At 61.0% G+C, this 25,959-nt stretch carries 19 protein-coding genes; all 19 read left to right on the top strand.

Annotated features, from left to right (window positions below; translation table 11 throughout):
- The first annotated feature begins 21 nt into the window (after positions 1 to 21).
- Complete coding sequence (gene tssK / locus FX982_RS20820; protein ID WP_172612353.1) at positions 22 to 1,377, top strand: type VI secretion system baseplate subunit TssK; 1,356 nt, start codon at positions 22 to 24, stop codon at positions 1,375 to 1,377.
- A gap of 8 nt (positions 1,378 to 1,385) precedes the next feature.
- Positions 1,386 to 2,057: a type VI secretion system protein TssL, short form gene (gene tssL, locus FX982_RS20815; RefSeq protein WP_172612352.1), complete on the top strand. Its 672-nt coding sequence runs from the start codon at positions 1,386 to 1,388 to the stop codon at positions 2,055 to 2,057.
- Positions 2,058 to 2,064: 7 nt separating this feature from the next.
- Positions 2,065 to 3,846, top strand: a complete 1,782-nt coding sequence (locus FX982_RS20810; RefSeq protein ID WP_172612351.1) for an OmpA family protein — start codon at positions 2,065 to 2,067, stop codon at positions 3,844 to 3,846.
- 19 nt (positions 3,847 to 3,865) lie between these two features.
- Positions 3,866 to 4,357, top strand: coding sequence for an Hcp family type VI secretion system effector (locus FX982_RS20805; protein ID WP_065991578.1), 492 nt, complete (start codon positions 3,866 to 3,868; stop codon positions 4,355 to 4,357).
- A gap of 194 nt (positions 4,358 to 4,551) precedes the next feature.
- A complete protein-coding gene (gene tssH / locus FX982_RS20800; RefSeq protein ID WP_172612350.1) occupies positions 4,552 to 7,194 on the top strand; it encodes a type VI secretion system ATPase TssH in 2,643 nt (880 codons plus the stop codon).
- Positions 7,194 to 9,728, top strand: coding sequence for a type VI secretion system Vgr family protein (locus FX982_RS20795; RefSeq protein WP_438826345.1), 2,535 nt, complete (start codon positions 7,194 to 7,196; stop codon positions 9,726 to 9,728). Before tssH ends, FX982_RS20795 begins: the two co-directional genes overlap by 1 nt.
- 135 nt (positions 9,729 to 9,863) lie before the next feature.
- Positions 9,864 to 11,891: a lipase family protein gene (locus tag FX982_RS20790; RefSeq protein ID WP_172612348.1), complete on the top strand. Its 2,028-nt coding sequence runs from the start codon at positions 9,864 to 9,866 to the stop codon at positions 11,889 to 11,891.
- Between the two features lie 4 nt (positions 11,892 to 11,895).
- Complete coding sequence (locus FX982_RS20785) at positions 11,896 to 12,690, top strand: hypothetical protein (protein ID WP_172612347.1); 795 nt, start codon at positions 11,896 to 11,898, stop codon at positions 12,688 to 12,690.
- 41 nt (positions 12,691 to 12,731) lie between these two features.
- Positions 12,732 to 13,511, top strand: coding sequence for a hypothetical protein (locus FX982_RS20780; protein ID WP_172612346.1), 780 nt, complete (start codon positions 12,732 to 12,734; stop codon positions 13,509 to 13,511).
- A gap of 40 nt (positions 13,512 to 13,551) precedes the next feature.
- A complete protein-coding gene (locus tag FX982_RS20775) occupies positions 13,552 to 14,346 on the top strand; it encodes a hypothetical protein (RefSeq protein ID WP_172612345.1) in 795 nt (264 codons plus the stop codon).
- Positions 14,343 to 15,185 carry a hypothetical protein gene (locus FX982_RS20770; protein ID WP_172612344.1) on the top strand — a complete coding sequence of 281 codons (843 nt, stop codon included), beginning with the start codon at positions 14,343 to 14,345 and terminating at the stop codon, positions 15,183 to 15,185. The genes FX982_RS20775 and FX982_RS20770 overlap by 4 nt, the downstream gene beginning before the upstream one ends.
- Positions 15,185 to 16,009, top strand: a complete 825-nt coding sequence (locus tag FX982_RS20765; RefSeq protein WP_172612343.1) for a hypothetical protein — start codon at positions 15,185 to 15,187, stop codon at positions 16,007 to 16,009. The genes FX982_RS20770 and FX982_RS20765 overlap by 1 nt, the downstream gene beginning before the upstream one ends.
- Before the next feature lie 185 nt (positions 16,010 to 16,194).
- Positions 16,195 to 16,461 carry a PAAR domain-containing protein gene (locus FX982_RS20760; protein ID WP_172612342.1) on the top strand — a complete coding sequence of 89 codons (267 nt, stop codon included), beginning with the start codon at positions 16,195 to 16,197 and terminating at the stop codon, positions 16,459 to 16,461.
- A gap of 2 nt (positions 16,462 to 16,463) precedes the next feature.
- Positions 16,464 to 17,621: a hypothetical protein gene (locus FX982_RS20755; RefSeq protein WP_172612341.1), complete on the top strand. Its 1,158-nt coding sequence runs from the start codon at positions 16,464 to 16,466 to the stop codon at positions 17,619 to 17,621.
- A 197-nt stretch (positions 17,622 to 17,818) separates the two neighbouring features.
- Complete coding sequence (locus FX982_RS20750; protein WP_438826344.1) at positions 17,819 to 20,986, top strand: ImcF-related family protein; 3,168 nt, start codon at positions 17,819 to 17,821, stop codon at positions 20,984 to 20,986.
- The gene (gene tssA / locus FX982_RS20745; protein ID WP_172612339.1) at positions 20,983 to 22,587 is read left to right on the top strand and encodes a type VI secretion system protein TssA; all 1,605 of its coding nucleotides are present in this window, start codon (positions 20,983 to 20,985) and stop codon (positions 22,585 to 22,587) included. Before FX982_RS20750 ends, tssA begins: the two co-directional genes overlap by 4 nt.
- 24 nt (positions 22,588 to 22,611) lie before the next feature.
- Positions 22,612 to 24,381, top strand: coding sequence for a type VI secretion system baseplate subunit TssF (tssF, locus tag FX982_RS20740; RefSeq protein ID WP_172612338.1), 1,770 nt, complete (start codon positions 22,612 to 22,614; stop codon positions 24,379 to 24,381).
- Positions 24,345 to 25,439, top strand: a complete 1,095-nt coding sequence (gene tssG, locus FX982_RS20735; RefSeq protein ID WP_172612337.1) for a type VI secretion system baseplate subunit TssG — start codon at positions 24,345 to 24,347, stop codon at positions 25,437 to 25,439. The genes tssF and tssG overlap by 37 nt, the downstream gene beginning before the upstream one ends.
- Positions 25,417 to 25,956 (top strand): type VI secretion system lipoprotein TssJ, encoded by a 540-nt coding sequence (gene tssJ / locus FX982_RS20730; RefSeq protein WP_172612336.1) that lies wholly within the window; start codon positions 25,417 to 25,419, stop codon positions 25,954 to 25,956. The genes tssG and tssJ overlap by 23 nt, the downstream gene beginning before the upstream one ends.
- Positions 25,957 to 25,959: the final 3 nt, after the last annotated feature.

Genomic DNA, 25,959 nt, shown 5'->3' with positions numbered 1-25,959 from the left:
TCGGCCATAGGTGAGCAGAACATGAAAATCGACCGACCTCTCTGGGCTGCCGGGGCGCTACTGTCCCAGCAGCAATTCCAGCAGCAAGCGCGCTGGGAAGCCTGGACCAACGAATGCATCGCTTACCTGTCGCGGGTTCATCCGTGGGGTGTGCAGACGGCGACCTTCGATGGTGAGGCGCTGCGGCTCGGCAAACTCAAGGCATCCGCTCTGCGCGTCCGCATGCCCGACGGCACGCTGATCGATACCGACAGCGTCGATCGGCTGCCCGCCGCGCTGTCCCTCGAACAGATTCAGATCGAGCCGGGGCAGGGCGCGACGGTGGTGTTGTGCCTGCCGCTGGAGCAGGCCAACGGTGGTAATTGTCTGTTTGAAGACGCTCGCGCTGACCGGCCGGTGCGTTACCGCCAGGATTGGCGACAGGTGCAGGATCTGTATGGCGACGATCAACAGTCGATCGGCGTGCTCGATCACATGCTGAGCCTGCGTCTTGCCAGCGATGACAACGCTAATTACCTGACCTGTCCGGTCGCCCGGCTGGTGCGTGACGGCCAGGGCCGGGCGTGCCTGGACGAGGCGTTCGTGCCGCCGCTGTTGAGCTTCGCCGGGCACCCCGGTTTGCAGGTCCAACTGGACAATCTGCTGACTCAACTGGCCTCCAAGCGACAACGCTTGATGGGCATGCGCCGTGAGAGTAACCAGCGCATGGCCGACTTCGCGGTGGCCGATGTTTCGTTGTTCTGGCTGCTCAATGCGCTGAACACCTATCAACCCGTGCTTGCTGATTTCAAGGCCAGCCCGGCGCGCCATCCCGAGCAGGTCTATCAGGAACTGGTGAAGCTGGCGGGCGCGCTGCTGACGTTCTCCCTCGAACACGACGTTGACGCCATTCCGGTGTACCGCCACGAAGACCTGGAAACCGTATTCCCGCCGTTGATGCAGATGATCTCGACGTTGCTGGAAGCCAGTCTGCCGTCGCGGGTGATCGCCCTGGAGCTGGAGCGGGTGATCCCGGGTCGCTGGCAAGTGACGTTCAATGATCCGCGCCTGCGTGAAGCCGACGCCGCCGACTTTTACCTCTCGGTGCGCTGCCGCGAGGCCCCGGCGCAACTGCAGGCGCAGTTTCCGCGGCTGTGCAAGGTCGGCACCCCGGACGACGTCGATCAGTTGATCAATGCCGCGCTGGACGGTGTTCCGTTGCAGCCGCTGAGTCATGTGCCGGCGGCGATTCCGCTGCGTCTCGAGAACCAGTATTTCGCCCTCGACTTTGCCCATCCGAGCGGTCAGGCCGTGCTCGCCGAAGGAGTCTGCGCGTTCTACGTGCCGGCGACGCTGCCGGACGTCAAGCTTGAGCTGTTTGCGGTGTTGCGCTCATGAGCCGGTCGATGAAAAGCCAGGCGGCTGCGCAGCCCGTCGATGTCGATCAACTGCTTCAGGACAGTTACCTGCTGGTGGTCGAGTTGCGCCATGGCGCGTCATCTCCAGACAGCGATGCGCTCTGGAACCTGTGCACCCGGCAGGTGGTGATGGTACGCGACGGGCTGACGCAAGCCGGTGTCAGCCAGCGCCATGTTGATTTCATTAGCCACGCCCAATGTGCACTGCTGGATGAAACCGTGCTGATCCACGCCGGTGCCAGTGCCCGCGCCAAATGGACCCACGAACCGCTTCAGGCGCATTACTTCGGACGTCATCAGGCGGGGCAATTTCTTTACGAAGAAATGCGTGAGGTGTTGAACGAACCGGCTCCGGACCCGAGCGTGCTGAGGGTGTATCAACGCGTGCTGATGCTGGGCTTTCTCGGTCGCTACAAGGCGCCCGACCACCCTGAGCGTCAGCAGTTGATGGCCGAGTTGACCAGCCGGGTTGCGCCGGTGAGCCTGGATCAGGCGCTGCCGACGTGGATCGACGCACGGGGCCGCAAGCCCTTGCCGGCATGGATGCGCGCCCCGTTGCTGCACCTGTTCGCGGCCGGTCTGATGCTGGCGGGCCTCTGGTGGCTGCTGGATTCGCATCTGGCGGCGCTGGTCGCCTCCCTTGTGACCGAGCGGGTGTGACGCGCCCATGACACTCAAGTTGATGCGCGCACTGGCCCTGTGGTCGGGATGCCTGGCGCTGATGGTGATCAGCGTGTTGCCCCTGAGCCTGTCCGCTCAAGCGCTGGCGGCCTTTGGCGCCCTGATTCTGGTGACCGGAAGCTGGCTGCTGGCGAAGCGACGTTCTTCCCGACTCGGTGGTTCGCTGACACTGGATGAGTGCCGGGCCTTGCCCGGCGGTGAATACCGGCTGCCCGTAGTGCTGGTGTGCGGGCAGGGATCGTCGGCGCTTTTTGCTGCTGATCGAGGTGTCGATCTGGCGGAGCAAACCGCATTGCGAACGACAGCGAGCGGGTGTTACGTCAGCGTGCCGAGCATTGAGCGATTGCCTGGTATGGCCGCTGCTCTGCTGGCCGCCCGTCCGCAATGGCGCGCGCAGATGAGCGTCATGTTTGTCATGAATCCAGCCCAACACGCTGGCAGCACGGAACTGGAAGGCCAGCTTCGTGCGCTGACCCACCAGCTTTCGGTGATCCGCAGGCGCGCGCTGACCCTGCCGCTGTGGGTGGTGAGCTATCAGCAAGCGTCCCAGGATGCGCGCGATGTGGGTGCGACCGGCTTCAGCCGGGAAGAGGGCGGTGCGAACGGGGAATCCGTCTGGTTCAGTTGGGAAAATGGCCAGCCCTCGGCGCGGGTACGACACAACGGCACCTGCGTCAGCGTTGAGGACTGGCAGAGACAAGAGCCCGCCGCTCTCACTGACCGCATGCAGCTCGCCGTGCAGATGCACGCCCACGCCGCATGGCTGGAACAATGTGTTGTCCCGCATTTCACACACCCCGGTCGCCATCGCGCGCCGTTGCCGGTGACCTACGCGATCTGCCGCGTACCGCGTTTGCCGGAACAGGTTTCGGGCAGCGTCTGGCAGCACTGGATACAGGCAAAGACCGGGCTGTTGCCGACTCTTCTTGCAGGGCATGCGGGTGGTGTTTTGCCTGTGCCGGACGCTTTGCTGGAACTGCTGCCCCGGCACACCGGCAACAGCGCAACGCGGCGCGCCGGTGTCATCGGCATCTGGCTGGCGGTCTTCGCTGCCGTCGTCGCCATGTCGAGCTCGGCCCGGCAAAACACCTTGCTGATCCGCCAGGTCGGCGACGACCTGCGCCGCTACGCCTCGATCAACGAAACCGCCCGTGACGATCAGCAGGCCAGGGCCTTGCGCGAAGCGGCGTTGACCGTCCTGCACGACGACGTCCGGCGGCTGGATGACTACTACCGCTACGGCGAACCACGGTCGTTGGGCCTCGGCCTTTATCGCGCCGAACAACTGCGCATCAGGGTCTGGCACGCCATCGGCCGTTACCGGGCGCCAACCCAGAGTGTGCAAGCGTCCGGGCCGGTGCGTCTGGACACGCTGTCGCTGTTCAACATCGGCAGCGCCGAACTCAAGGCGGAGTCGACCCAAGTGCTGATCAACGCGCTTGTCGGCATCAAGGCCAGACCCGGCTGGTTGATCGTCGTTACCGGGCACACCGACGCCACCGGCAGCGCCGAGCAGAACCTGCGCCTGTCCCGCGACCGCGCCGCTTCAGTGCGCGACTGGATGCAGCGCATGGGCGGCATCCCCGGCAGTTGCTTTGCCGTGCAGGGCTATGGCGCCAGTCAACCGATTGCCAGCAATGACACCGAACAAGGGCGCAGGGCCAACCGCCGCGTCGACATCCGTCTGGTGCCGGAAGAGGGGGCCTGCGGGTCGCTTTCTGCCGGGGCCGGGCCGGCTACCCCCGTCGCATTTCGCGGCACTCGATAACCCAAGCAAGGAGTTTCACATGGCAATTCCCGTTTACCTCTGGCTCAAAGATGACGGCGGCGCTGACATCAAAGGCTCGGTCAACGTGCAGTCCCGGGAAGGCAGCGTCGAAGTGGTCGCCCAGGACCATAGCGTCTACATCCCCACCGACAACAACACCGGCAAATTGACCGGCGCCCGGGTGCACACGCCGTTCCTGTTCACCAAGGAAATCGATGCCAGCAGCCCGTACCTGTACAAGGCCGTCGGCACCGGCCAGACGCTGAAAAGCGCCGAGTTCAAGTGGTACCGCATCGACGACGCGGGCCAGGAAGTCGAGTACTTCAACACCCTGCTGGAGAACGTCAAGGTGGTCCGCGTCGCGCCGAAAATGCACGACGTCAAGGACCCGGCCAAGGAGAAGCACAACCATCTGGAGATGGTCGAGCTGCGCTACGAGAAGGTCACCTGGACCTACAAGGACGGCAACATCATCCACTCCGACTCGTGGAACGAACGCCAGACCGCCTGACGCTGCACGGCCGGCAGACAGGCAGCTTTTGCACGCCTGTCTGCCGGCTGCGGTGTGTTGGGTTGAGCGCCCGGTCGCGGGCGCTCCGCCAAGCACATCTGCACGGCACGTTTCCCCAGAAAAAACAGCGAGGCGCCGACCGCTCAACGGTCTCGTCGACGCTCCTTACTCCATCCGTTCAAGGACGATGACCCATGGCACAGAGCTCCTCCCGTTTGCTACGCCGCCTCAACCCTTTCTGCGCCCAGGCCCTGAGTGCGGCCGCGACGCTGTGCCAAAGCCGGGGCCACGGCCACATCACCATCGAGCACTGGCTGCTGAAACTGCTGGGGCAGGGCGACGGCGATCTGGTGCTGATCGGCCGGCGTTACGAGTGGCACATCGAAGCGCTGTGGACCGGCTTGCTCGACCACCTCGATCGCCTGCCGCGCAGTGTCCAGGCCAAGCCGCAGCTGTGTGACAAGTTGCAGCGGCTGATCAAGAACGCCTGGGTACACGCTTCGCTGGACGAGGACAACGAGCAACTGCGCTCGGCCCACGTTCTGGCGGCGCTGATCGAGACCCCCGACCTGCTGGCGTGCGTGGAAGCCTGGCCGTTGCTCAGCCTTAGCGAGGTGCAGTTGCGTCACTTGCTGCCGTTTCTGGACGAGCATTCCGATGAGCGCGCGGGTTCGAGGCCTGGGCCGGGGCTGGACCTTGGGCCGGATCGTGCTGCGGTGCAGAAGTCGTCCGCGGATTCAGCGGCGGAAAACCCTGTACTGGCCAGGTTCACCCAGGACATCACCGACAAGGCGCGCAACGGCGAGATCGACCCCGTGCTGGGCCGTGACGACGAGATCCGTCAGGTCATCGACATCTTGAGCCGCCGACGCAAGAACAACCCGATTCTGGTGGGCGAACCCGGCGTTGGCAAAACCGCGCTGGTCGAAGGGCTGGCCCTGCGCATCGCCGAAGGCAACGTGCCCGCCAGCCTCAAACCGGTCAGCGTGCGCACGCTGGATCTTGGCCTGTTGCAAGCCGGCGCGGGAGTGAAAGGCGAGTTCGAGCAACGCCTCAAAGACGTGATCGAGGCCGTGCAGCAAGCCGAGCATCCGGTACTGCTGTTCATCGACGAAGCCCACACGCTGATCGGCGCGGGCAATCAGGCCGGAGGCGCCGACGCCGCCAATCTGCTCAAGCCCGCCTTGGCCCGAGGTGAACTGCGCACCATCGCCGCAACCACCTGGAGCGAATACAAGCAGTACTTCGAGCGCGATCCGGCGCTGGAGCGGCGCTTCCAGACGGTCAAGGTCGACGAGCCGGATGACGCCACGGCGATGATCATGCTGCGCGGGTTGAAGGCCCGCTACGCCAGCCATCACGGCGTGCACATCGAGGACGCCGCGATACAGGCGGCGGTGGTGCTGTCGCGCCGCTATCTGCCCGGTCGGCAGTTGCCGGACAAAGCCGTCGACCTGCTCGACACCGCCAGTGCCCGGGTGCGCATGAGCCTGGACTGCGAGCCCCAGGCGCTGATCGCGAGCAAGGCCCGGCGGTCCGCGCTGGAGCAGGAACGCCAGGCGCTGCAAGACGATCGGCGCATCAACGGGCGCAACGCCGATGAACGTCTGGCGGCCATCGCCAAGCAGCTTTTGTCCCTGAGCCATGCACTGGCGCGACTGCAGGACCAGCACGCCCACGAACTCGATCTCGCGCAGACATTGCTCGCCGCCCGCCATGCCGAAGTCTTCGACGCCGACACCTGCGCGGATCTACAGGCGCAGCTCAAGGCGGTTCAGGGCGATGCACCGCTGTTGTCGCTGGACGTGGACGATCGCAGCGTCGCCCAAGTGATCGCCGACTGGACCGGCGTGCCCCTGAGCAGCCTGCTCAAGGACGAACAGGCCAGCCTGCTGACGCTGGAGCAATCCCTGGCCGCGCGGGTGATCGGTCAGGACCGCGCGTTGACGGCGATGGCCCAGCGCCTGCGCGCCGCCAAGACCGGCCTGACCGAAGAAGACTCACCGCTGGGGGTCTTCCTGCTGGTCGGCAGCAGCGGAATCGGCAAGACCGAAACCGCCCTGGCGCTGGCCGACACCCTGTTTGGCGGCGAGAAATCGCTGATCACCCTGAACCTCTCCGAGTACCAGGAAGCCCATACCGTCAGCCAGCTGAAAGGCGCGCCGCCGGGTTACGTCGGCTACGGACAAGGGGGCGTGCTCACCGAAGCGGTGCTTCAGCGACCCTACAGCGTCGTGCTGCTGGACGAAGTGGAAAAGGCACACCGCGACGTGATCAACCTGTTTTATCAGGTCTTCGATCGGGGCTTCATGCGCGACGGCGAAGGGCGCGAAATCGACTTCCGCAACACCGTCATCGTCATGACTTCCAACCTGGGCAGCGACCTGTTGCAGGACCACCTGCTGGCGAACCCCGATGCACTCGACGGGGAGGTCCACGAGCAACTGCGACCGGTGCTGCGCGAGCACTTCCAGCCCGCGTTGCTGGCGCGGTTTCAGACGTTGATTTATCGACCGCTGCAGGCGCCGGCGCTTAAACGCATCGTCGCAATCAAGCTGGGCAAAGTGGCGGGACGGTTACGCCGGCATTACGGGCTCGACTGCCGGATTGACCAGCGCCTGCATGACGCGCTGGTGGAGGCCTGCCTGCTCCCCGACAGCGGCGCGCGGAACATCGACAGCCTGCTCAATCAACAGATTTTGCCGGTGCTGAGTCAGCAGCTATTAAAGCGCCAGGCGGCGCGATTGGCCACGCGGGGCGTGGTGCTTGGGCACTGCGAGGAGGAGGGCATCACCCTTGAGTTCGTCGATTCCTCTGCTTCGGTGGAGGGCGAATGATGAACGATGCCACCGGGATTTTTTTCGACCATAGCCGTCACAAATTCGTCGTTCATAACCTGCCTGTCGCGCTGGATGTGCTGGCGTTTGAGGGCGAGGAGCAGCTGAGTCAGCCCTTTCATTACCGCGTTGAATTCACCTCGGTTGAACGGGATATCGGCGCAGAGCGGATGCTCGGGCAGGACGCGCAGTTCAGTCTGCATGCTGCGGCCCACACGTTGCCGATGGCTATTCCTGGTTTGCCGGCGCCTAAGGTTGAGGCGCTGCGGACGCTGCATGGGGTGGTCACCGGGTTCAAGCGGCTGTCCGGTTCCGCTGACGAGGCGCGCTATGAAGTGACGCTGGAGCCGCGCTTGGCGTTGCTGGCGCGTGGGCGGCAATTTCGGATTTATCAGCACCAGTCCGTGCCGCAAATTGTCGAGAGCATCTTGCGCACGCGGCATGATTTTGAGGGGCAGGACTTTCTGTTCACGCTGGTGCGGGACTACCCGAAGCGCGAGCAGGTGATGCAGTACGGCGAGAGCGATCTGGCGTTTATCTCGCGCTTATTAGCCGAGGTGGGGATCTGGTATCGCTTTAGCAACAATGAACGATTGGGCATTGCGGTCGTCGAGTTTCATGATGATCAGCGTCATTACGTCAGGCCTCGGGTGAGCTTGCCGTTTCGGCCTCAATCCGGGTTGGGCAGCAATAGTCAGGATGGGGTTTGGGGGCTGCAGGTCAGTAATGAAGTGGTGGAGCAGAGCGTTCACTTTCGGGCGTATCACCACCGGGAAGCGAGTGCCTGGCTGGATGGCGATGTCGATCAGACGCGAGGTGACACCACGACCTATGGTGAGGCGTATCACTATGCTGAGCCGTTCAAGGCCTTGGGCCACAAGCTGGATCAGGATGAGGATCTGCTGGGGGAGAGCGGATTTTTCTATGGTCGGCTGCGGCATGAGCGGTATCTGAATGATCAGACTCGGCTGAGCGGTATAAGCAGCAGTGCTTCGTTGGGATTGGCGGAGGTGCTGCAGATTTCCGGTGGGGCGCCGCAGGCGTTTGAGCCGGGTGCGGTCATTACAGGACTGCAGCTGCGCGCTGCGCGGGATCGCAGTTTTGAGTTGAGCTTTGAAGCGATTCCGTATTCCGAGAGCGTGTGTTTTCGGCCGCCGTTGCTGGCGAAACCGCAAATTGCCGGAACCGTGCCGGCCCGGGTCACCAGCTCGCTGGCCAACGATCCCTATAGCCACATCGACCGCGAAGGCCGCTACAAGGTCAACTTTCTGTTTGACCGCGACAGCTGGGAGCTGGGCGAAGAAAGCCTGTGGCTCAGATTGGCCCGTCCGTATGCCGGGGATACCCACGGCCTGCACCTGCCACTGATCTGCGGCACCGAAGTAGCCATCGCGTTTGAGCAGGGCGACCCGGACCGGCCCTACATCGCCCATGCGCTTCACGACAGTAGACATCCCGACCATGTGACGCTGCTGCGCAGCGACTACAAACGCAACGTGCTGCGCACCCCGGCCAATAACAAGCTGCGCATGGAGGACGATCGCGGCAAGGAACACATCAAACTCAGCACCGAGCACAGCGGCAAGAGCCAGCTGAACCTTGGGCATCTGGTCGATAACGAGAAGGATAAGCGCGGCGAAGGGTTTGAATTGCGCACGGATGGCTGGGGCGCGGTTCGGGCCGGGCGTGGGGTGTTTATCAGTGCGGATGAACAGACCAGAGCCCACGGTCAGCAGCTCGATATGGACGCTGCAATCGAGCAGCTTGAAAGCGCATTGTCGCTGGCCCGCTCCATGGCTCAAGCCGCACGAAGTGCCCAGGCCATTGCCGCCGATACGAGCGGCCACGAACAACTCACTGCGGCCCTGACCAACCTGGCCGAGCCCGGGCTTTTGCTGCATGCGCCGGCCGGCATCGGCGTGGTCAGTCCCGAGGCTGTTTTGCTGTCCTCCGGCCGTGACAGCGTTGCCATCACGTCGTCGCGCTCCACCAACATCAGTGCAGGCCACGACATCACCGGCACGGCTGAGGGTGCGATCAGCCTGTGCGCTGTGACCAAAGGCCTCGATCTAAAAGCCGTGGATGGGGATATGCAGCTCCACGCCTACGGCGGCGCGATGCACGCGTTGGCGAATGACCAGATAAAAATTGAAAGCCTGGACGGCCGTGTCGAGATCAGTGCGCCCGAAGAAATCGTCTTCAGCTGCGGCGGCGCGTTCATCCGCATCAAGGATGGCGAAATCGAGCTGGGCGCGCCGGGGAACATCCATCACCGGGCCGCGTACGTGCTAAAGGGCGGTGCCACCACGCTGACCACCCCGGCGACGCCGATACCGCCGGGCTATGCCGCGGGCTACACCCTCAGCGACGCGGTCAAGGGTTACGCCCCCTTCGTCCGTTACCTGATCACCACCCAGGAGGGCGAGCGGTTCCCCGGCGTGACCGATAAGGACGGCAGAACCATCCCGGTTCACACGCTGTTGCCCGGGAACGTGGTGATCGAGTTCCCCAATGACAAGCCCGATGAGCAGTGACCACCGCTCAGGTGCCCCGTCGCCCGGATGGGTTGCGGTCTGCATCGCTACGGCTACCGACACCGCGCCTGCCGCCAAGCAATCGGCCGCGACGATCTATCACCGCATCAAATCTTCAATCAGGAAGGACCCGGCATGAAAGACAGACAGCACCAGACGGACATTTTTTGCACCTACAAGCCTGTGGCCATCGGCCCGCAGAAAACCCATTGGGTTGAATTTCAACTGGTGGATGAGCTCGGCGAGCCGCTGGCCAATCTGCCGTGGCGGGCGACCAATCAGGCGGTGCGGGAAGGCTGCGTTGCTGAATATTCGGGGAGCACCGATGCCCAGGGTGTCATTCGACTTGAAGACCTTCACCCGCTCGACGTAACACTGCTAATGCCGGCGGCGCCGTTGGCTGAAGTCCTGCAACAGCGGCGGTTGCGGGCTGTGCGGCCTGAGCCCGAACGGCCAAGTGCAAGTGACAGCAAGCCTCTGTACGGAAAGCAGCGTCCCGGGTTTTCACCGGTGGAAAAGCAGGCGATTGAGCAGGGGCATGCCTATCACTATCTGCGAATAGGGCAGTTGTGTGATGAGCTGCCGGCGTTCAACCCCCCGTGGCCAGAGCTGGATCCGCCGCCGGCTTATCATTTCCCCGACGCTGAGTTTTCAGGGTTTACGGTGCAATACGAAGCGCTGAACTGCCGGCATGTATTGGAAGTTTGCCCACTGCGTGCATGGTCGTTGGTGTTGCATCATCAGCCTGAGTACAGCCTGGCGAATGCCTACAACTTGGGGCTGATGAGTATTCTGTCGTACAGCAACCGCGCGGAAACTTTGTACGGCTCGCCTCAGGAATTTTTCGCACAGCAGTGCCTTGATCTGTCGCGAACTCCCAAGGTATGGGACGGGGGGAAAAATTGGCCCTGTCTGGTGACTGACGTACCGTTCGATGATCGTTACCAGCGGTGCGAAGTATTTAACACCGCAACAGCAGACGTCCCTGAAGGCGATACCCAACTTTTCTACGTCAGAAATTCCACTCAGATGATGGTCGCGTGGCGGGGGACTGACTTTGATCGGATAAGCGTCCCTGACCTACGCACGGACCTGACCTTCCGCCCCGTCAAGCCTGAGCTAACGCCTGCATGCGCGCCTTCGGTTCCATGCGCGGATCTCGCACTTGACGGTCGTATGCATCTCGGATTCAGTGAGGCATACAGGGTCGTGCCGAGACTCTTTCCCTTCCGCTTTAAGGAAGATCTCCCGAGCCGTCTCGAAGGACGGAAGTTATACGTTTGTGGGCATAGTCTTGGCGGCGCTTTGGGATTGATCCACTCAGCGACACTTAAGGACCAGAATCCGCTGTTGTACACCTACGGAATGCCCCGTACGTTCACCCTCAATGCGATACGTGGTTTGAACGAACTCTGGCACTACCGTCATGTAAATGACACTGACACCATTCCCAGTGTTCCACCTGAGGCGGACCTCGATAACCAACTTTACAACCTATATGGCCCCTTAGGTACAACGTTGGGTTTTACATGGTCGATGGGCCAGACCCTCATGAACAATCTCATTAAATCCGGCGATCCGTACGGCCACCACGGCGAGATTGCCATGCTTTATCGCGTAGAACAGCACACGCAGAAGCGTGGCTCTTCCTACCCCGCATATCGAAGCAAAGATGGTCTCGGAGCGCCTTATTACAACACCATAAAAACGCGACTACCCGAGCGGCCAAACTTGTATCTAGTGCCAAGTCTCGACATGACAGCAAGTGAAAATAGCGAACAGTCACAGCTCCAGTTCATGAAAAGTATGAATGCCGAAATGCGTGAACAATATTTTCCACCTTACAAAAACCCCAAGCCGGGAGGGCTGCTGGGTATAGGTAACCACATGATGGGCGAATATATGGCGCACATAACCCGCCGACTACTTACAGCGATTAAACCTAATTGGAAACCGCTGCTTGCTGCACCGTCCGAGTTCGAGCGTTTCAAGAAACAGATGGAAGAGCATGGCAGCACTTCGCCGAAAGATGAACATAAGCGTAATCGCTGGTTCCTGCTGATGCACGAGGAAGTCGATGCGGCATTGAAGGAGACACGGCAGTTGGATGGTGGAGTCGAAGCGCTCGAACGCCTTGATTCCATTGCACGTGTGCGGGGATGAGCTAATGAGCCATTTAGCGGTTCAATTTAAAGCTTCTCTGCTGTGTAGTGCGCTGTCAATCTCGGTGAGCGGCTGTGCAACGGACCGTAGCCTGTCACCACTACCAGACGGGGAAAAGGTGACGTTTACGATCAAGGTTCCAGCAGAATTAAAACCATACGATATGCGTGTTATGTATCGATCGGCTAAATGCCAGCGTGTTGGTCATGATGCAAGCGGCAAACCTGAAATGCTGGACGGGCACAGTTCTTTTGAGACCGTCTTCCAGCCAGGTCAACCAGAAAATATGTATAAAGCGACGCTTTTTGTTAATGGTGGCGGGCCGTGCGAATGGCGTTTAAGTAATGTGATGTTCGGAGTGACCTACCGTGACCCCGGTCGCTTTGGCGAAAATGTTCTAGTTGGCGGGGGAGGCGGAGTAATAGTCGTATTCGATCATAACAATCCACAGCTTAGTTTGGGGGGGCGTGTGGCAGTTGAGGGTTCAGAGTTGAAAATCGTCAAGGATTACTATCTTTGGCTAAACGAGAGATATACCGGAGGATATGTAAAGCGTGCCAGCTTGTCGGGATACGGAAGCGGTTATCTTACATATGAAGCGAGGCAAGCAAGAAATGTTTATTTTGAACCGGTGTTTCATCCAGAGTTTGTGGTGACGTCTGTAGCGCCAAAAAAACACGCAGTCGGAGACTTCATTAAATTTTTTTATCCGGATGGGACAGTCGAGTCCGATCCGGAAGGAAGGCCCAACTTTAAAAAAATGCAGGAAATCCGCCTGAAAGCGGAAGCAAAAAAATGAAGCGGGTCACTGTTGCTCAAAGCATGTGTCGAAAGGGCAGGATGACCAATTTGAAGTTGTTAGTGGGAGTCATGATTTTAATGCTTTCGATGAGCGGCTGTGCAACGGATCGCACTATGTCACCAGCGCCGGAGGGTGAAAAGGTCTCCTTTAGTATTAAATTGCCCGAAGGCTTGGAGGCGAAGCCTATGCGCGTAATGTATCGGTCTGCCATATGTCGGCACGTAACCCATGATGCACACGGGCGCCGTGAAACTTTGGATAGGTATAACGGTTTCGATCTAACGTTAAGGCGAATTAAGAATGATCTGTATGAGGCTGAGCTATATGTCGACGGCGGTGGCCCTTGCAGATGGCGTCTGAGCAATGTGGATCTAGGCGTTCAATATAGCGTACCCACTCCATTCGGAGTTGATGCGACACCTGGGTGGGGCGGTGGATTGATAGTCGTATTTGATTCGAACAACCCTCAGCGTCAAATCTCCAGCCCGATTACCGTGAAAGACGCAGTGTTGAATGTTATAGAAAATTACTATCCTCTGGTGAGCGAGCGCTTCATCAATGGCTACGCCAAGCAGGTTAGTCTTGTCGGCGTCGATGGAGGCGATTTGACGTATACCGCGCCGCATGTCCGAAAAGTCTATTCTGAGCCAGTGCTGCATGGGGATTACGTAGTGAGGTCCATTGCCCCTAAGAAAAATGTAAAAGGCGACTTTCCTAAGTTTTATTATCCGGATGGAACCGTTCAGTCCCATTGGCGATCGGAGGCTGACTTTAAGAAAATGCAGGAAATCCGCCTGAAAGCGGAAGCAAGTAAATGAAATCGCTTACCGCGCCACCCCCTGTAGTGGGAAAAACTCCATGAATAACACCAAATCATTTTCGAAGACTTCGGTTTTGTGCTTTGTATTGCTCACCTTCCTCAGCGGCTGCGCAAAAGACTATAGTATGAATCCACCGCCAGATGGTGAGACAGTCGAAATCGTTATAAAGATGCCTGAAGAGCTGGAGCCACAGCCTCTGCGAGTCATGTATCGCTCGGCTATATGCCGCAGAGTTGTCCATGATGGCGATGGGCGGGCAGAGTCGCTGGAAGGCCGCAGAGGGTATGATTCGGCATTAATGAAACGTGGAGCCACAAGTTTCTATGAGGCAGAATTATTTATCAATGGCGGGGGTCCATGCAAATGGCGTCTTAGCAACGTCATAGTCGGCATAAAATACCGTATTCCAGGTGGTTTTGGGGAGGGTGTAACGTCCGGCACTGGTGGCACGGTTATAATAAAATTCGATGAAAAAAACGCGCCAATAAGTGTTGGCGGCGTTAGAGCAGTCGTTGGCCCGGACCTGAGAATAGTTAAGGATTACTATCCATGGATTAGCGAAAAATTCATCGATGGTTACGCCAAGCGTGCGAATCTGTCTAGCGAAGGCGGAGGTTATCTTACTTACGAAGCTCGAGAGGTACGTAACATATATTTTGAGCCGGTACTGCACTCAGACGTGGTTGTGACATCTGTGTCGCCAAAGAAACACGTCATTGGAGACTTCATAAAATTCTACTACCCCGATGGCTCTGTGGAATCCGATTGGCGAGCGCGGCCTAACTTTGAAAAAATGCAAAAGATTCGTTTGGCGGCGGAGGCAAAAAAATGAAGCCGCTCACTATGCCGCATAGTCCTAAAGAACCTTATATGAAACACGCCATGCTATTCGCAAAGCCAGCGATTTTATCTTTTGCGCTGCTCGCTCTCTTAAGCGGTTGCGTAAAAGACTATAAAGTTCTGACGCCACCGCCCGACAGCGAAAAGGTAAAAATTGTTATAAAAGTGCCTGCAGAGCTTGAGCCCAAAACATTGCGTGCCAAGTACGAGTCGACCAGGTGTCGAATGGTTGTGGACTTACCCACCGTGAGCCGTATGCAGTTTCCAGGATCAAACTTTAAAAATTCGAAGTTCACGAGGCGGGGAGAAACAGATTTCTACGAGGCGGAGGTGTTCGTTGATGGGGGTGGTGAATGTGAATGGCAACTAGACAACCTCGAGTTTGGAGTCGTGTATCGTATTCCTAATCGTTTTGCAAAAGAAGTAACGGCTTATTTTGGCGGGACAGTTGTAGTCAAGTTCGACGGGCAGCACGCGCCCTTCAATACGGTTGATCAGTTTATCGAAGGGCCGGACCTGACAATCGTAAAGGACTACTATCCATGGGTAAGGGAAGCCTATGAGCTCGGTTACTATGATAAGACCGTGAATCTGGCCAAGGAGTATGAAAGTTATCGTACCTACAGAGCCCGGAATGCAAGAAACATATATTTTGAGCCAGTGCTGCATTCAGATCTTGTCGTGACGTCGACTTCACCGAAGAAACGCAGCGTTGACGAAATCGTAACGACAACATTTCGCTATCCCGACGGAACGGAAGAATCCAACTCTGAGTTAGAGCCAGACTTTAAGAAAATGCAGAAAATTCGCTTGAAGACGGAGGCGAAATAATGAAATTTATCAGCGCCGCGAGATGTCTTCAGGACGATCAGCCGAATCAGAAAGCATCAAGCTTCAGCGCTTTACTCATAAGTATCACGTTGTTGGCATCGCTCAGTGGTTGCGCACTTGACTACGAACTCCATCCGGACACGGAGGGGGAGAGAGTCACGATGACAATTAAAGTATCGGAAGGGTTAGTCCCGCCGCCCATGGCCGTGGGTTATCTATCTACGATCTGCGAAAACGTTTATGAGGGGCCTGATGTATTCGGCAATATCAGGGAGCAGCGCGTAGCCTTCAAGCGGCGCGGGGAGAGCAATTCCTATGACGCCGATTTTGCTGTTGTCGGTGGCGGGATGTGTCGGTGGCGCGTGGCTTACGTGAAGTTCGGTGTACGTCCTCAATGGCCTGAGCGCTTTGGCGAAGGTGCGGTAGTGGGAACGGGAGGTGATGTCCTGGTCGTGTTTCAGCATAACAATCCGGATTTTCCGTCTGAAGGGGTTAAAAACGTGGAGGGCACCCATCTTGATATCAAGAATAATTACTACCCATGGTTAAAAGATGTCCTAAAGAAGGATTACGCCACGAGGCTTAATCTAGTGGGTGAAGCGGTGCCTTACCAGACTTACCTGGCTCCCCGGGTGCGAAACATAAGCATTGAGGCAGTGCTTCACGCAAATTATGTCGTGACGTCAGAACAGCCAGAGTTCAAAGGCACCGGAATTCACCCTGCCTTTGTTTATCCAGACGGGACTTCGGGCCCAGATGACAGCGATACGCCAGATTTTCCCACGCTTGAGGCCATTCGTTTAAAGGCTGAAGCCAACCGATGAGGACATCAAACGACCTAAGTTGCCAAGCCTGATCTTTATATCGGCCATCAGATCGGTGATTACAGGTCCGTATCGTTAACACTTGGCACTTTTGACAACCACGCACAACGCATCAGCTCGTCCAGGCATCCGCTCGCGCGGAATTAACACACGGCTTCATCAATTCATTAACAAAGGATCTTTCAATGTCACAAGGATTCGTATTGTTGGGTGACAAGACCACCCACGGGGGAGCGGTAATTTCCGCGTCGTCCACTCATATCACCCAGGGCAAAGCAGTGGCTTTGGTGGGGGATATGGTCATGTGTCCCATACCGGGACATGGCGTTAATCCCATTATTGAGGGTTGTGTCGGCTCGTTGGAGGAAGGCCGTGCGCTGGTGGTCGATGGTTGCCACTCGCTGTGCGGTTGCCAGGTCATTTCCAGCGCACCTGACTGGGCGGTGGATTGAAGATGGGGTGGCAACGTGAATACGTGCAAGCAGGGCTCGCACCCAAACCGCCTTCACCGGTTCGCTGGCTGCTGATCGTGGTTTTAGCGGGGGCAGCGGCTGTGCTGATGTTCCTGCTCTACGTCGTGGTGCCTGAATTGCAGGCGTTAAACGTATGGGCGCTCACCGCCTCGCCGTTGGTGGTGGCGATTCTCGCGCTGGCGGCGCGGGGGCACGCCTACGGTGGCGCTCTGGATGAGTACAGGCTGCTGCAGGAGCGGTCCCGGCTGGCACAGGTCGCCTGGGCGCAGTGGGGTCAGCGTTACATGGCAGTCATGGGCGGTCTGACTCTTTTGCCCGAGCATTTGTCTGCCGTGGCGATGATGAGATCGGGACAGATGCCTGTCCCACACTCAGGCAAAGCGCGCCGCATCGTTGGCCTGCCGAAGGGCCAAAAGGGCCGGGCCATGGCAGGTCTTGCGCAATTGATGGGCTCGCTGTCGACAGTACTGGCGCCGCTGCCACCGAGTGAAAAGCTCAGTGTCGCTGTTCTGACCGACGCGCCACAGGATGAGCATCCAGCATTGGCCAAAGCCTGCCAGCAGCACCTGGCCGATCTCACCCCGTCATCCACCCTCACCGGCGTCCACGTAACAAGCCAGCTCTCCTTCGCCTGGATGGAAGAAACACTTAAAACCCCACGGGACGCCGTCGAGCTCATCCTTATCGTCCAGGCCCAGGGCAAAGACGCTTACTCCGACGGACTGGCCGCCCTCCTGCTGTGCCCCGACACAGTCGCCAAAGCCCACAAGCTCCCAATCGCCGCGCGCCTGTTGCGCCCGATGCCCCTCGACGTCAATTCCCTGGAAACCGACTTCACCACTTTCCTCCAGATTCAGGCCAAAGCTCGCGATGCAACGGGCGTGCTGGCCGACCTCGCCGACTGGCAACCGGAAACCACCCCATTACTGGCGGCAGCGGCGCGCGAGGGTGCAGCGCTGTCGGTGGACCGCCGCTGGATTCTGGAACCCGTAAACGGCGTGCCGGGCCCCTGCGGCCACTGGCTACTGGCAGCGCTGGGCATCGAGATGACCAGACTTGCGCAGCAACCCTTGTTGCTACTGAGCAGCGAAGGCACAGGCTGCTGGATCAATACCGTCACACCGGGAGAAATCGCATGAAATCCTTGATCGGCAATGGCTGGCGTCGCGCGGGTGGCGCGGTATGGCTGGTCGCCTTCGCAGCGGCGCTGGGTTGGCTTGTTTACGCCTATGGCGCAAGGGTTGGACTGACGGAGAGACATCAGCAAATCACGGCGTTTCTGTTGCTGGCGGTGATCGCGCTGTTGGTGCAAACCATTCCTCGTGCGCTGGCGCTGATGAAGGCTCGCCGCAGCGTTGAGCGGCAGAAGGGCGACGGCGTGTTCCCACCGCAGGAATCGTCATCCAACCCTGAAACCAAGAAACTCCCGGGCGTCGCTGAACTCAAGGAGCACCTCCACCACCAATACTCCACCTTCCAGCGCACCCGCACCCGTTTCATTCTCGTCGTCGGCGAGCCCAAGCAGATCGAAGCCATCGCCCCAGGCCTGGCCGACGCCCAGTGGCTCGAAGGCCAGAACACCGTGCTGCTCTGGGGCGGCAGCCCGCAATCCGAACTTCCCGAAGCCGCCAGCCGCTGGCACGCGGTAATTCATCGGCGGGGTCTGGACGGCGTGGTCTGGGCCCTTGATAAGCAGCAAAGCGCGAACGCCGCGACAATGGCCGGTGGCGTCGCCGGTTTGCAGCAACTGGCGCGAACCCTGGGCTGGCAGTTGCCGCTGCACTTGTGGGAGGTCTGCGAGAGCGAATGGACGCAGCAAAAGCGCGCACGCGGGCCTGCCGGGTTGTTGTTGCCTCGGCGTCTTGACGGCGTACAGCTGGAGACGATGTTGGCCCCGATCGACGATTCGTTGCGTCAGGTGGGCCTGGCCGAGATCAAGGCCTACCGTGACCATGACTTCCTCTGCCGGTTGTCCTCCACCCTGAAAGCAGAGGGCATCGCGCGCTGGCGTCAGGCGCTGATGCCATTGCTCGGCAAGTTCGCGCGGGGCGTGCCCTTGCGCGGGCTGTGGTTCAGTTTGCCGGCGCCACCGACCGAGTCCAACGGCAATCTGTGGCTGCCGGGTCCGGCGTGGGACGGCGTGCTCGAGGACACACCTCGCGACGTCCGGCGCTTGAATTGGCCCGTCACGCGCATCAGCTACGCACTGGCCCTGGGTGCCGCGTTGATCTGGGCGACTGGCCTGCTGCTGTCGTTTTCTACCCACCGCACGCAGATCCTCGACATCCAGTCATCGCTCGCGGCCGTCCAACCTTCGGGCGACGGCGATGAGCAGTTGCTGGCCCTCAACGCCTTGATCCTCGAAATGGGCAGGCTGAAGGACCGCGCGCGGCGTGGCGAGCCGTGGTACCAGCGCTTCGGGCTAAGTCAGAACGACGCGTTGCTTGCGGCGATGTGGCCGCGCTATGTGGAGGCCAACAACCGGCTGATGCGCGACCCGGCGGCGGAGAACCTCAAGCGTCAGCTCGCGTCCTTGGCGGCATCGCCCGCCGACAGTTCGCGGCGGGCGAAGGGCGCGCACAACGCGTACGTGCAGCTAAAGGCCTACCTGATGATGGCGCGGCCGGAGAAGGTTGACGCCGCGTTTCTGGTGAAGGCCTTGGGTCATGCCGAGCCGACGCGCATGGGTGTGTCGCCGGGATTATGGAAAGGGCTGTCGCCCTCACTGTGGCAGTTCTACGCCGAGCAGTTGAAGGCCAATCCGCAGTGGCGGATCGAGTCGGATAACGCACTGGTGGCCCAGGCGCGGCAGGTCTTGCTGGTGCAACTGGGCCAGCGCAATGGCGAGGCCAGCCTGTATCAGCAAGTGCTGGGGGCTGCCGCGACCCACTTTCCCGATCTCGGGGTTGAGCAGATGGTCGATGACAAAGAGGCGTGGCCGCTGTTTTTCACCGAGGCCAGTGTGCCGGGCGTGTTCACGCGGCAGGCGTGGGAAGGGCAGGTGAGCCAGGCGATCGATGACATCGTCGCTGCCCGCCGCGAGCAGATCGACTGGGTGCTCAGCGATCGCGAAAACAGCGCCGTTGCCGACACCTCGCCCGAGCAGCTCAGAGCTCGCCTGACCGAGCGCTACTTCCATGACTACTCGGGCGCCTGGCTGGCGTTTCTCAACAGCGTGCAGTGGCGACGGGCCGACAGCCTGGCCGACGTCATCGACCAACTGACGCTGATGAGCGACGTCCGTCAGTCACCGTTGATTGCGCTGATGAACACCTTGGCGTGGCAGGGCCAGGCCGGCAATCGCAGTCAAGGGCTGAAGGACTCGCTAGTGCAGTCGGCGCAGAAGCTGATGGGCGGCGAACGCTCGATGCCGGTGCCTGCCATCAGCCAGCTGCTCGACACGCCGGCTGGGCCGCTGGATCCGACCTTCGGCCCGCTGCTGGGGTTGTTGGGCAAAGACCCGCAAGGCAAGGGCGGCGACGACGATCTCAGCCTGCAAGCGTTTCTGACCCGCGTGACCCGGGTGCGCCTGAAGTTGCAGCAGGTCAGTCACGCCGCCGATCCCCAGGGCATGACCCAGGCCATGGCGCAGACGGTGTTTCAGGGCAAGAACATCGACCTTACCGACACCCGCGCCTACGGCGAGCTGCTGGCGGCCAGTCTGGGCGAGGAGTGGGACGGAGTGGCCCACGCGCTATTCGTGCAGCCGCTGGATCAGGCCTGGCGCAAGGTGCTCGAGCCCTCGGCGGCCGCCCTGAACCGGCAGTGGCAGCAGGCGGTGGTTGATGAATGGGACAAGGCGTTTCTCGGCCGTTACCCCTTTGCCGCCACCGGCAGCGACGCCTCGTTGCCGATGCTGGGTAAGATGATCCGCGCCGATTCCGGGCGCATCGAGCAGTTCCTGCAGCGCGAACTGAACGGCGTGTTGCGCAAGGACGGCGGCCGCTGGGGGGTGGACCCGGCCCACGGTCAGGGCCTGCTGATCAACCCCAAGTTTCTCGCGGCGGTGAACCAGCTCAGCCACCTGGCCGACGTGCTCTACACCGACGGCGGCATGGGCATCAACTTCGAGCTCCAGGGCAAGGCGGTGCGCGACGTGGTGCAGACCAGCTTCGTGCTCAATGGCGCGCGGCATCAGTACTTCAATCAGAAAGAGAGCTGGCAACGCTTCGCCTGGCCCGGCAGCAGTGATTACCCCGGCGCCAGCCTGACGTGGACCAGCGTGCGGAGCGGCGAGCGTTTGTATGGCGACTTTCAGGGCGCCTGGGGGCTGATCCGTTTGCTGGACGCCGCCACCGTCACTGCGCTGGACGACAGTGACAGCCGCTACCGCATCAGTATTGCGGCGCCGGATGGCCTGGACCTGACCTGGCACATGCGCACTGAACTCGGCGCAGGGCCGATGAGCCTGCTCGCGCTGCGAAATTTCAAACTGCCGCGCCAGATATTCCTCAACGGCATCGCCAGCGCACAAAATGCATCGCGCGCCGAGGTGATGGAATGAGCCTGCAAGCGTTGGTCGCCACGACGCTGGGTGAGCGCGACGGGGTGGCCTTCGCCAGGGGCTACGCTGAACACTGGGCAGCGTGGCTGGCGCCGATCAGTGCTGAATCAGTAGTGGGTCAGGACCCGGGCTATGACGATGATTTCCAGAGCATGCGCGAGGAGGTCAACAAGCTGTCCGGAGCGGACGCCGATCGGGTCATCGTGCTGGCGGAAAAACTGCTCAAAGGCACCTGCAAGGACCTGCGCGTGCTCACCTATTACCTCTGGGCGCGTCTGCAGCGGGACGGCGAAGCCGGATTGGCGGAAGGCTTGAATCTGCTGGCTGGAATGGTTGATCGCTACAGCGCCGATGTGCTGCCTGCACGGCCCAACAGTCGCAAGGTGGCGCTGGAGTGGCTCGCCAGCGCCAAGGTGCTGGACAGCCTGAGGCTGTACCCGGAAGTGGTAAAGGCCGAGGCCGAACGTACGGTGGCCGCACTCGTCTGGCTGAATCAGGTGCTGGAAGGCTGGCCCGCCGAGCAGCGGCCGAACTTGGGCGCGCTGTACTCGGCGCTGTCTGCACGGCTGGCCCAGGCCGGCGGAATCGAGGCCGTAGTGCCGCAGTTCAGCGCCAGCCATGACTCTGCAACCCGAGAAGCCACCAGCCACGGCGCCAACCATGGCGCTGGTCCGAACGCCATCCGCTCGGGCCGTGACCTGCTGGACAACGGCCGCGCGCTGGCCAGCTATCTGCGCGAACAACCCCAGGGCTGGCTGGCCGCCCATCGGCTGATGAAAAGCCTGCGCTGGGACACCGTGCACCAGTCGCCGCCCCAGGATGCCAATGGTCGTACGCGACTGGCACCGCCGCGATCTGAATACCGCGCGCAACTCAAACGGCTTTACCTGCAACAGAGCTGGAGCGAGTTGCTCGATCAGGTCGAGCGCATGTTCGCCGAGGGCGTGAACCATTTCTGGCTCGACCTGCAGTGGCTTCTGTATCAGGCGCTGAGCCGCCAACCCGCACCATTCGAGGGCTGGGCGCGGATCGTCAAGGAAGATTTGGGCCTGCTCCTCGACCGCCTGCCGGGCCTTGAAACGTTGTGTTGGGACGACGGCTCGGCCTTTGCCGACGAGACCACCCGCGAGTGGATCGAGCAGCACGTGCGCACCCAGGCCGCTTCTGCCTGGCTGCCTACGTCGACCGCGTCCATTGCAGACGAAGCCGAGATTCTGGCCCTCGAAAGCGAGGCGCTGGCCCAGGCCGACCGCGACGGCGTCGAGGTGGCACTGGCCTGGCTCGACACGCGTCCCGAGATTCACAGCGGTCGGCAGCGCTGGTTGCTGCGCCTGCTCATGGCGCGGGTCGCCGAGCAGTACGGCAAAAGCGAGCTGGCGTTGCACCTGCTGGGTGAACTGGACGCGACCGGCCAGCGCCATGGGCTCGCTGAGTGGGAGCCGGCGCGGGTGTTTGAAGTGAAGGCGCGGTTGCTCAAGTTGCTGCGCATCAAAGCCCAGCGCAGTGACGCTGACAAGGCCGCGCTGGGCAAACGCATGGAGCCGCTGCTGGCGGCGCTGGTGGCCATGGACCCGGTGCGCGCGGCAGTGCTGTGCGGCTGAAACTCAAAAAAACAGGAGGTTTGCATGAATGAGGACAATCTGACCCTGCGTTATTTCGATGCGGAAATGCGCTACCTGCGCGAGGCCGGCAAGGAGTTCGCCCAAGCGTTTCCCGACCGTGCCGCCTCGCTGAATCTGGACAAGCCCGGCGCCCACGATCCCTACGTCGAGCGGTTGTTCGAAGGTTTCGCGTTCCTCATGGGACGGCTGCGGGAAAAGCTCGACGATGACCTGCCGGAGCTGACCGAAGGCCTGGTCAGCCTGCTGTGGCCCCATTACCTGCGCACGATCCCGTCGCTGTCGATCGTCGAGTTGCAGCCCGACGTGCACCAGATGAAGCAGAGCGAGCAGATCGCGACCGGCTTTGAAGTCCAGTCGCAACCCATCGGCCCCCAGCGCACGCGCTGCAGTTACACCACCACTCAGGACCTGACCCTGCGCCCGTTGGCCCTGGATTCGGTGCGCCTGGCCCAGGAGCCGGACGGCCGCTCGGTGATCCGCCTGCGTTTTTCCTGCGGTGCCCTGAGCAACTGGGGCCAACTGGATTTGCGCCGCATCCCGCTGTACCTCAACGCCACGCCGGCGGTGGCCAATGCGCTGCACCACGCACTGACCCTGGGCACCCAGGCGCTCTATGTGCGTCAGCCCGGCGACGCGCAACGTCAACCGCTGCAAGGACGTTTTGGCCCCAAGGGCTTCGGCGATGACGACCGGCTCTGGCCCAAGGGGGACAGCGCCTTCAGTGGGTATCAGTTGCTGCTGGAGTACTTCAGTTTTCGCGAGAAATTCATGTTCGTGACCCTGTACGGCCTCGAAAACATGAGCATCGCGCCCGACGCGCCGTGGTTCGAACTCGAGGCCGTGCTGAGCACCGCCTGGCCCCATGGGTTTGCCCTCAGTGCCGAGCACATTCGCCTGCACGCCGTGCCAGTCATCAACCTGTTCCCGCTGGAGGCCGACCCGCTGTCCCTGGACCCGTTGCAGACCGACTATCTATTGCGGCCCATGCGCCTGCAGGACGGCCACACCGAAATCTATTCGGTCGACCGGGTGACGGCCTCCCGCGACTCGGGGCGGGAAGAGTACGTGCCGTTTTCCAGCTTCCGGCACAAGGGCGGCATGCTCCGCGACGAGGCGCCCGAACGTTATTTCCACACCCGCCTCAAGCGCGGCGCGAACGGGCTGCATGACACCTGGCTGATACTGGGCGGCGAGGGCGCCGATGTTGATCGGCTGGCCGAGCGCCCGTGCCTGTCCCTTCGGCTCACCGGTACCAACGGACAGTTGCCGAGAAAAGCCCTGCAAAGCACGATCCTCGACATGCCCCTGCACGCGACCCAGGCCGGTCTGCGGGTGCGCAACCTGTGCGCGCCGACCCTGCCGTGCTATCCGCCGAGCCGCGACCGTTTTCACTGGCGGGTGTTGAGCCACCTGGGCTCGAACTTCCTGCCGATGCTCGACAACGCCGAAGTGCTGCGCGGCACCCTGGCGCTGTACGACTGGACCGGCAGCGAGCTGAATCGCCGGCGTCTGGAAGCCATCGTCGAGGTGCGTCATCACCTCATCCAGCGCTTCGAAAAAGGGTTTTTGCTGCGCGGCGTGGACATCGAAGTGACCCTCGACGCCAACGGTTTTGCTGGCGAGGGCGACATCTGCCTGTTTGGCGAAATGCTCAACCGGTTCTTCGCGCTGTACGCCGACATCCATCTGTTCACCCAGATCACCCTGATCCTGCAACCGACCGGGAGGAGCCTGCGATGGAGCGAAAACCACAGCCAGCGGATTCCCGGTTAAGGCTTATCGAATGGCTCGATGCGGTGCAGGGGCGGGTGGCGGAAGCAAGCGTTTATCGCTTCTGCCAGTTACTGGAATGTGCCGCGCCGGAGCAGCCGCCGTTGGGCAGTTCGGAGGATCCGGCCGACGACCTGGTGCGTTTTCGCCCCGATCCCGGCATGGGTTTTCCGGCCAGTGAACTCAAAGCGCTGGAGTGGCCGACGACTGATGAGGGGCTGCCGGCGACCGTGCGCACCCGCTTGCTCGGCCTCTATGGCGTGGACTCGCCACTGCCCACCCGTTACCTCGACGACATCGCGCAAAAGCGGGAAGGCCACGAGGCGCTGGAAGGGTTTCTCGACATCTTCAACCATCGGGTCTTCACCCAGTTCTACCGGATCTGGCGCAAGTATTCTTACCCGGCCTCGTTCGCGCCGGCTGGCGCCGACCCCACCTCCCAGTGCCTGTTCGGGCTGATCGGGCTTGGCATCCCCGGCACCGCGAAACGCATCGCCACGCCGCTGTCGCGTTTTCTGGCCCTGCTCGGCGTGATGCGTTTGCCGACCCGCAACGCCGAGGGCATCACGGCGCTGGTGCATTTGTTGGCGTCTCGCACTCAGGCGTCGATCAAGCCGCACTGGCCGCGAAGCATTGCGTTGGACTCTCCAGCCAGCCTGTCCTCAACGCGGCCGGTGAGCCTGTCCCAGGGCACGCCGATGGGCAGCATCGGTCGCGACGTCAACAGCGAACTGATGCTCACGCTGTTCACCGCCGACCACGACGAGGCGCGGGAATGGTTGCCCGGCGGCGGCTTGCTCAGCGACCTGCGGGTGCTGTTGCAGGTGTACCTCGGTTGGCGCTGTACGGCACGGTTGCGTCTGTCGCTGCCGATCGATTGCCTGCCGGTGTCAGCACTGAGCGGACGGGGCGTGCTGCTGGGCATGACCGCGGGACTCGCGTTGAAAGGCCGCGCTGCCGGGAGAACCGACACCATCACTATTCATCTGGGCCGTTATCAGGGGCTCCAGGTTAATCCTAAGGAAAGAGAACCCGCCCATGTCGACTATTACTTTTGTTAAAGCGTTGCCCGTCATCGCCCTCGTGCTCCTCACCAGCGGCTGCGGGGTGACGCAACGCGTGTCCGAGTCCACCGCGTCGATGACCCAGGCAATCTTCTACAAACAGGTCAAAACGCTGCGCCTGGACTTCGACGGCCGCCTGGCCCTGAACACGGAAGGCACGGACATGCGCGGGTTGTCGGTGCCGGTGATGGTGCGGGTGTATCAACTGCGCGACGGCCAGTCGGTGAACAAGGCCACCTACGACGATCTGCTGCGCGACGCCGACCGCCTGCTCGGCGCTGAGCTGTTGGAACAGCGATCGCTGGTGATCAAGCCCGGGGAGGGCGCGCAACTGGATGTGCCGCTGAACGAAAACGCCGGGGCGATCGCCGTCGTCGCCTTGTTCCGCGAACCCGATCTACAGCGCAATGACTGGCGCTTGCTGCTTAAGCGTGACGAACTCGACCCGGACCGGCCTCGGGTTATCGAGCTGGGCGAAAGCCGGCTGACGCTGCGCCCCCTGGCCGAGGGTTGAGCC

The organism is Pseudomonas graminis (genome assembly GCF_013201545.1).
Taxonomy (GTDB): Bacteria; Pseudomonadota; Gammaproteobacteria; order Pseudomonadales; family Pseudomonadaceae; genus Aquipseudomonas.
The sequence above is the reverse complement of the archived record's forward strand: the minus strand, read 5'-3'. Positions and strand labels throughout refer to the sequence as shown.

Coding starts and splice junctions, on each gene's coding strand:
- tssJ (WP_172612336.1), top strand. CDS start 25,417: ATGTCGACTATTACTTTTGTTAAAGCGTTGCCCGTCATCGCCCTCGTG.
- FX982_RS20765 (WP_172612343.1), top strand. CDS start 15,185: ATGAAATTTATCAGCGCCGCGAGATGTCTTCAGGACGATCAGCCGAAT.
- FX982_RS20755 (WP_172612341.1), top strand. CDS start 16,464: ATGGGGTGGCAACGTGAATACGTGCAAGCAGGGCTCGCACCCAAACCG.
- tssL (WP_172612352.1), top strand. CDS start 1,386: ATGAAAAGCCAGGCGGCTGCGCAGCCCGTCGATGTCGATCAACTGCTT.
- tssF (WP_172612338.1), top strand. CDS start 22,612: ATGAATGAGGACAATCTGACCCTGCGTTATTTCGATGCGGAAATGCGC.
- FX982_RS20775 (WP_172612345.1), top strand. CDS start 13,552: ATGAATAACACCAAATCATTTTCGAAGACTTCGGTTTTGTGCTTTGTA.
- FX982_RS20805 (WP_065991578.1), top strand. CDS start 3,866: ATGGCAATTCCCGTTTACCTCTGGCTCAAAGATGACGGCGGCGCTGAC.
- tssK (WP_172612353.1), top strand. CDS start 22: ATGAAAATCGACCGACCTCTCTGGGCTGCCGGGGCGCTACTGTCCCAG.
- FX982_RS20780 (WP_172612346.1), top strand. CDS start 12,732: ATGACCAATTTGAAGTTGTTAGTGGGAGTCATGATTTTAATGCTTTCG.
- FX982_RS20810 (WP_172612351.1), top strand. CDS start 2,065: ATGACACTCAAGTTGATGCGCGCACTGGCCCTGTGGTCGGGATGCCTG.
- FX982_RS20790 (WP_172612348.1), top strand. CDS start 9,864: ATGAAAGACAGACAGCACCAGACGGACATTTTTTGCACCTACAAGCCT.
- FX982_RS20785 (WP_172612347.1), top strand. CDS start 11,896: ATGAGCCATTTAGCGGTTCAATTTAAAGCTTCTCTGCTGTGTAGTGCG.
- FX982_RS20795 (WP_438826345.1), top strand. CDS start 7,194: ATGAACGATGCCACCGGGATTTTTTTCGACCATAGCCGTCACAAATTC.
- FX982_RS20760 (WP_172612342.1), top strand. CDS start 16,195: ATGTCACAAGGATTCGTATTGTTGGGTGACAAGACCACCCACGGGGGA.
- FX982_RS20750 (WP_438826344.1), top strand. CDS start 17,819: ATGAAGGCTCGCCGCAGCGTTGAGCGGCAGAAGGGCGACGGCGTGTTC.
- tssH (WP_172612350.1), top strand. CDS start 4,552: ATGGCACAGAGCTCCTCCCGTTTGCTACGCCGCCTCAACCCTTTCTGC.
- tssA (WP_172612339.1), top strand. CDS start 20,983: ATGAGCCTGCAAGCGTTGGTCGCCACGACGCTGGGTGAGCGCGACGGG.
- tssG (WP_172612337.1), top strand. CDS start 24,345: ATGGAGCGAAAACCACAGCCAGCGGATTCCCGGTTAAGGCTTATCGAA.
- FX982_RS20770 (WP_172612344.1), top strand. CDS start 14,343: ATGAAGCCGCTCACTATGCCGCATAGTCCTAAAGAACCTTATATGAAA.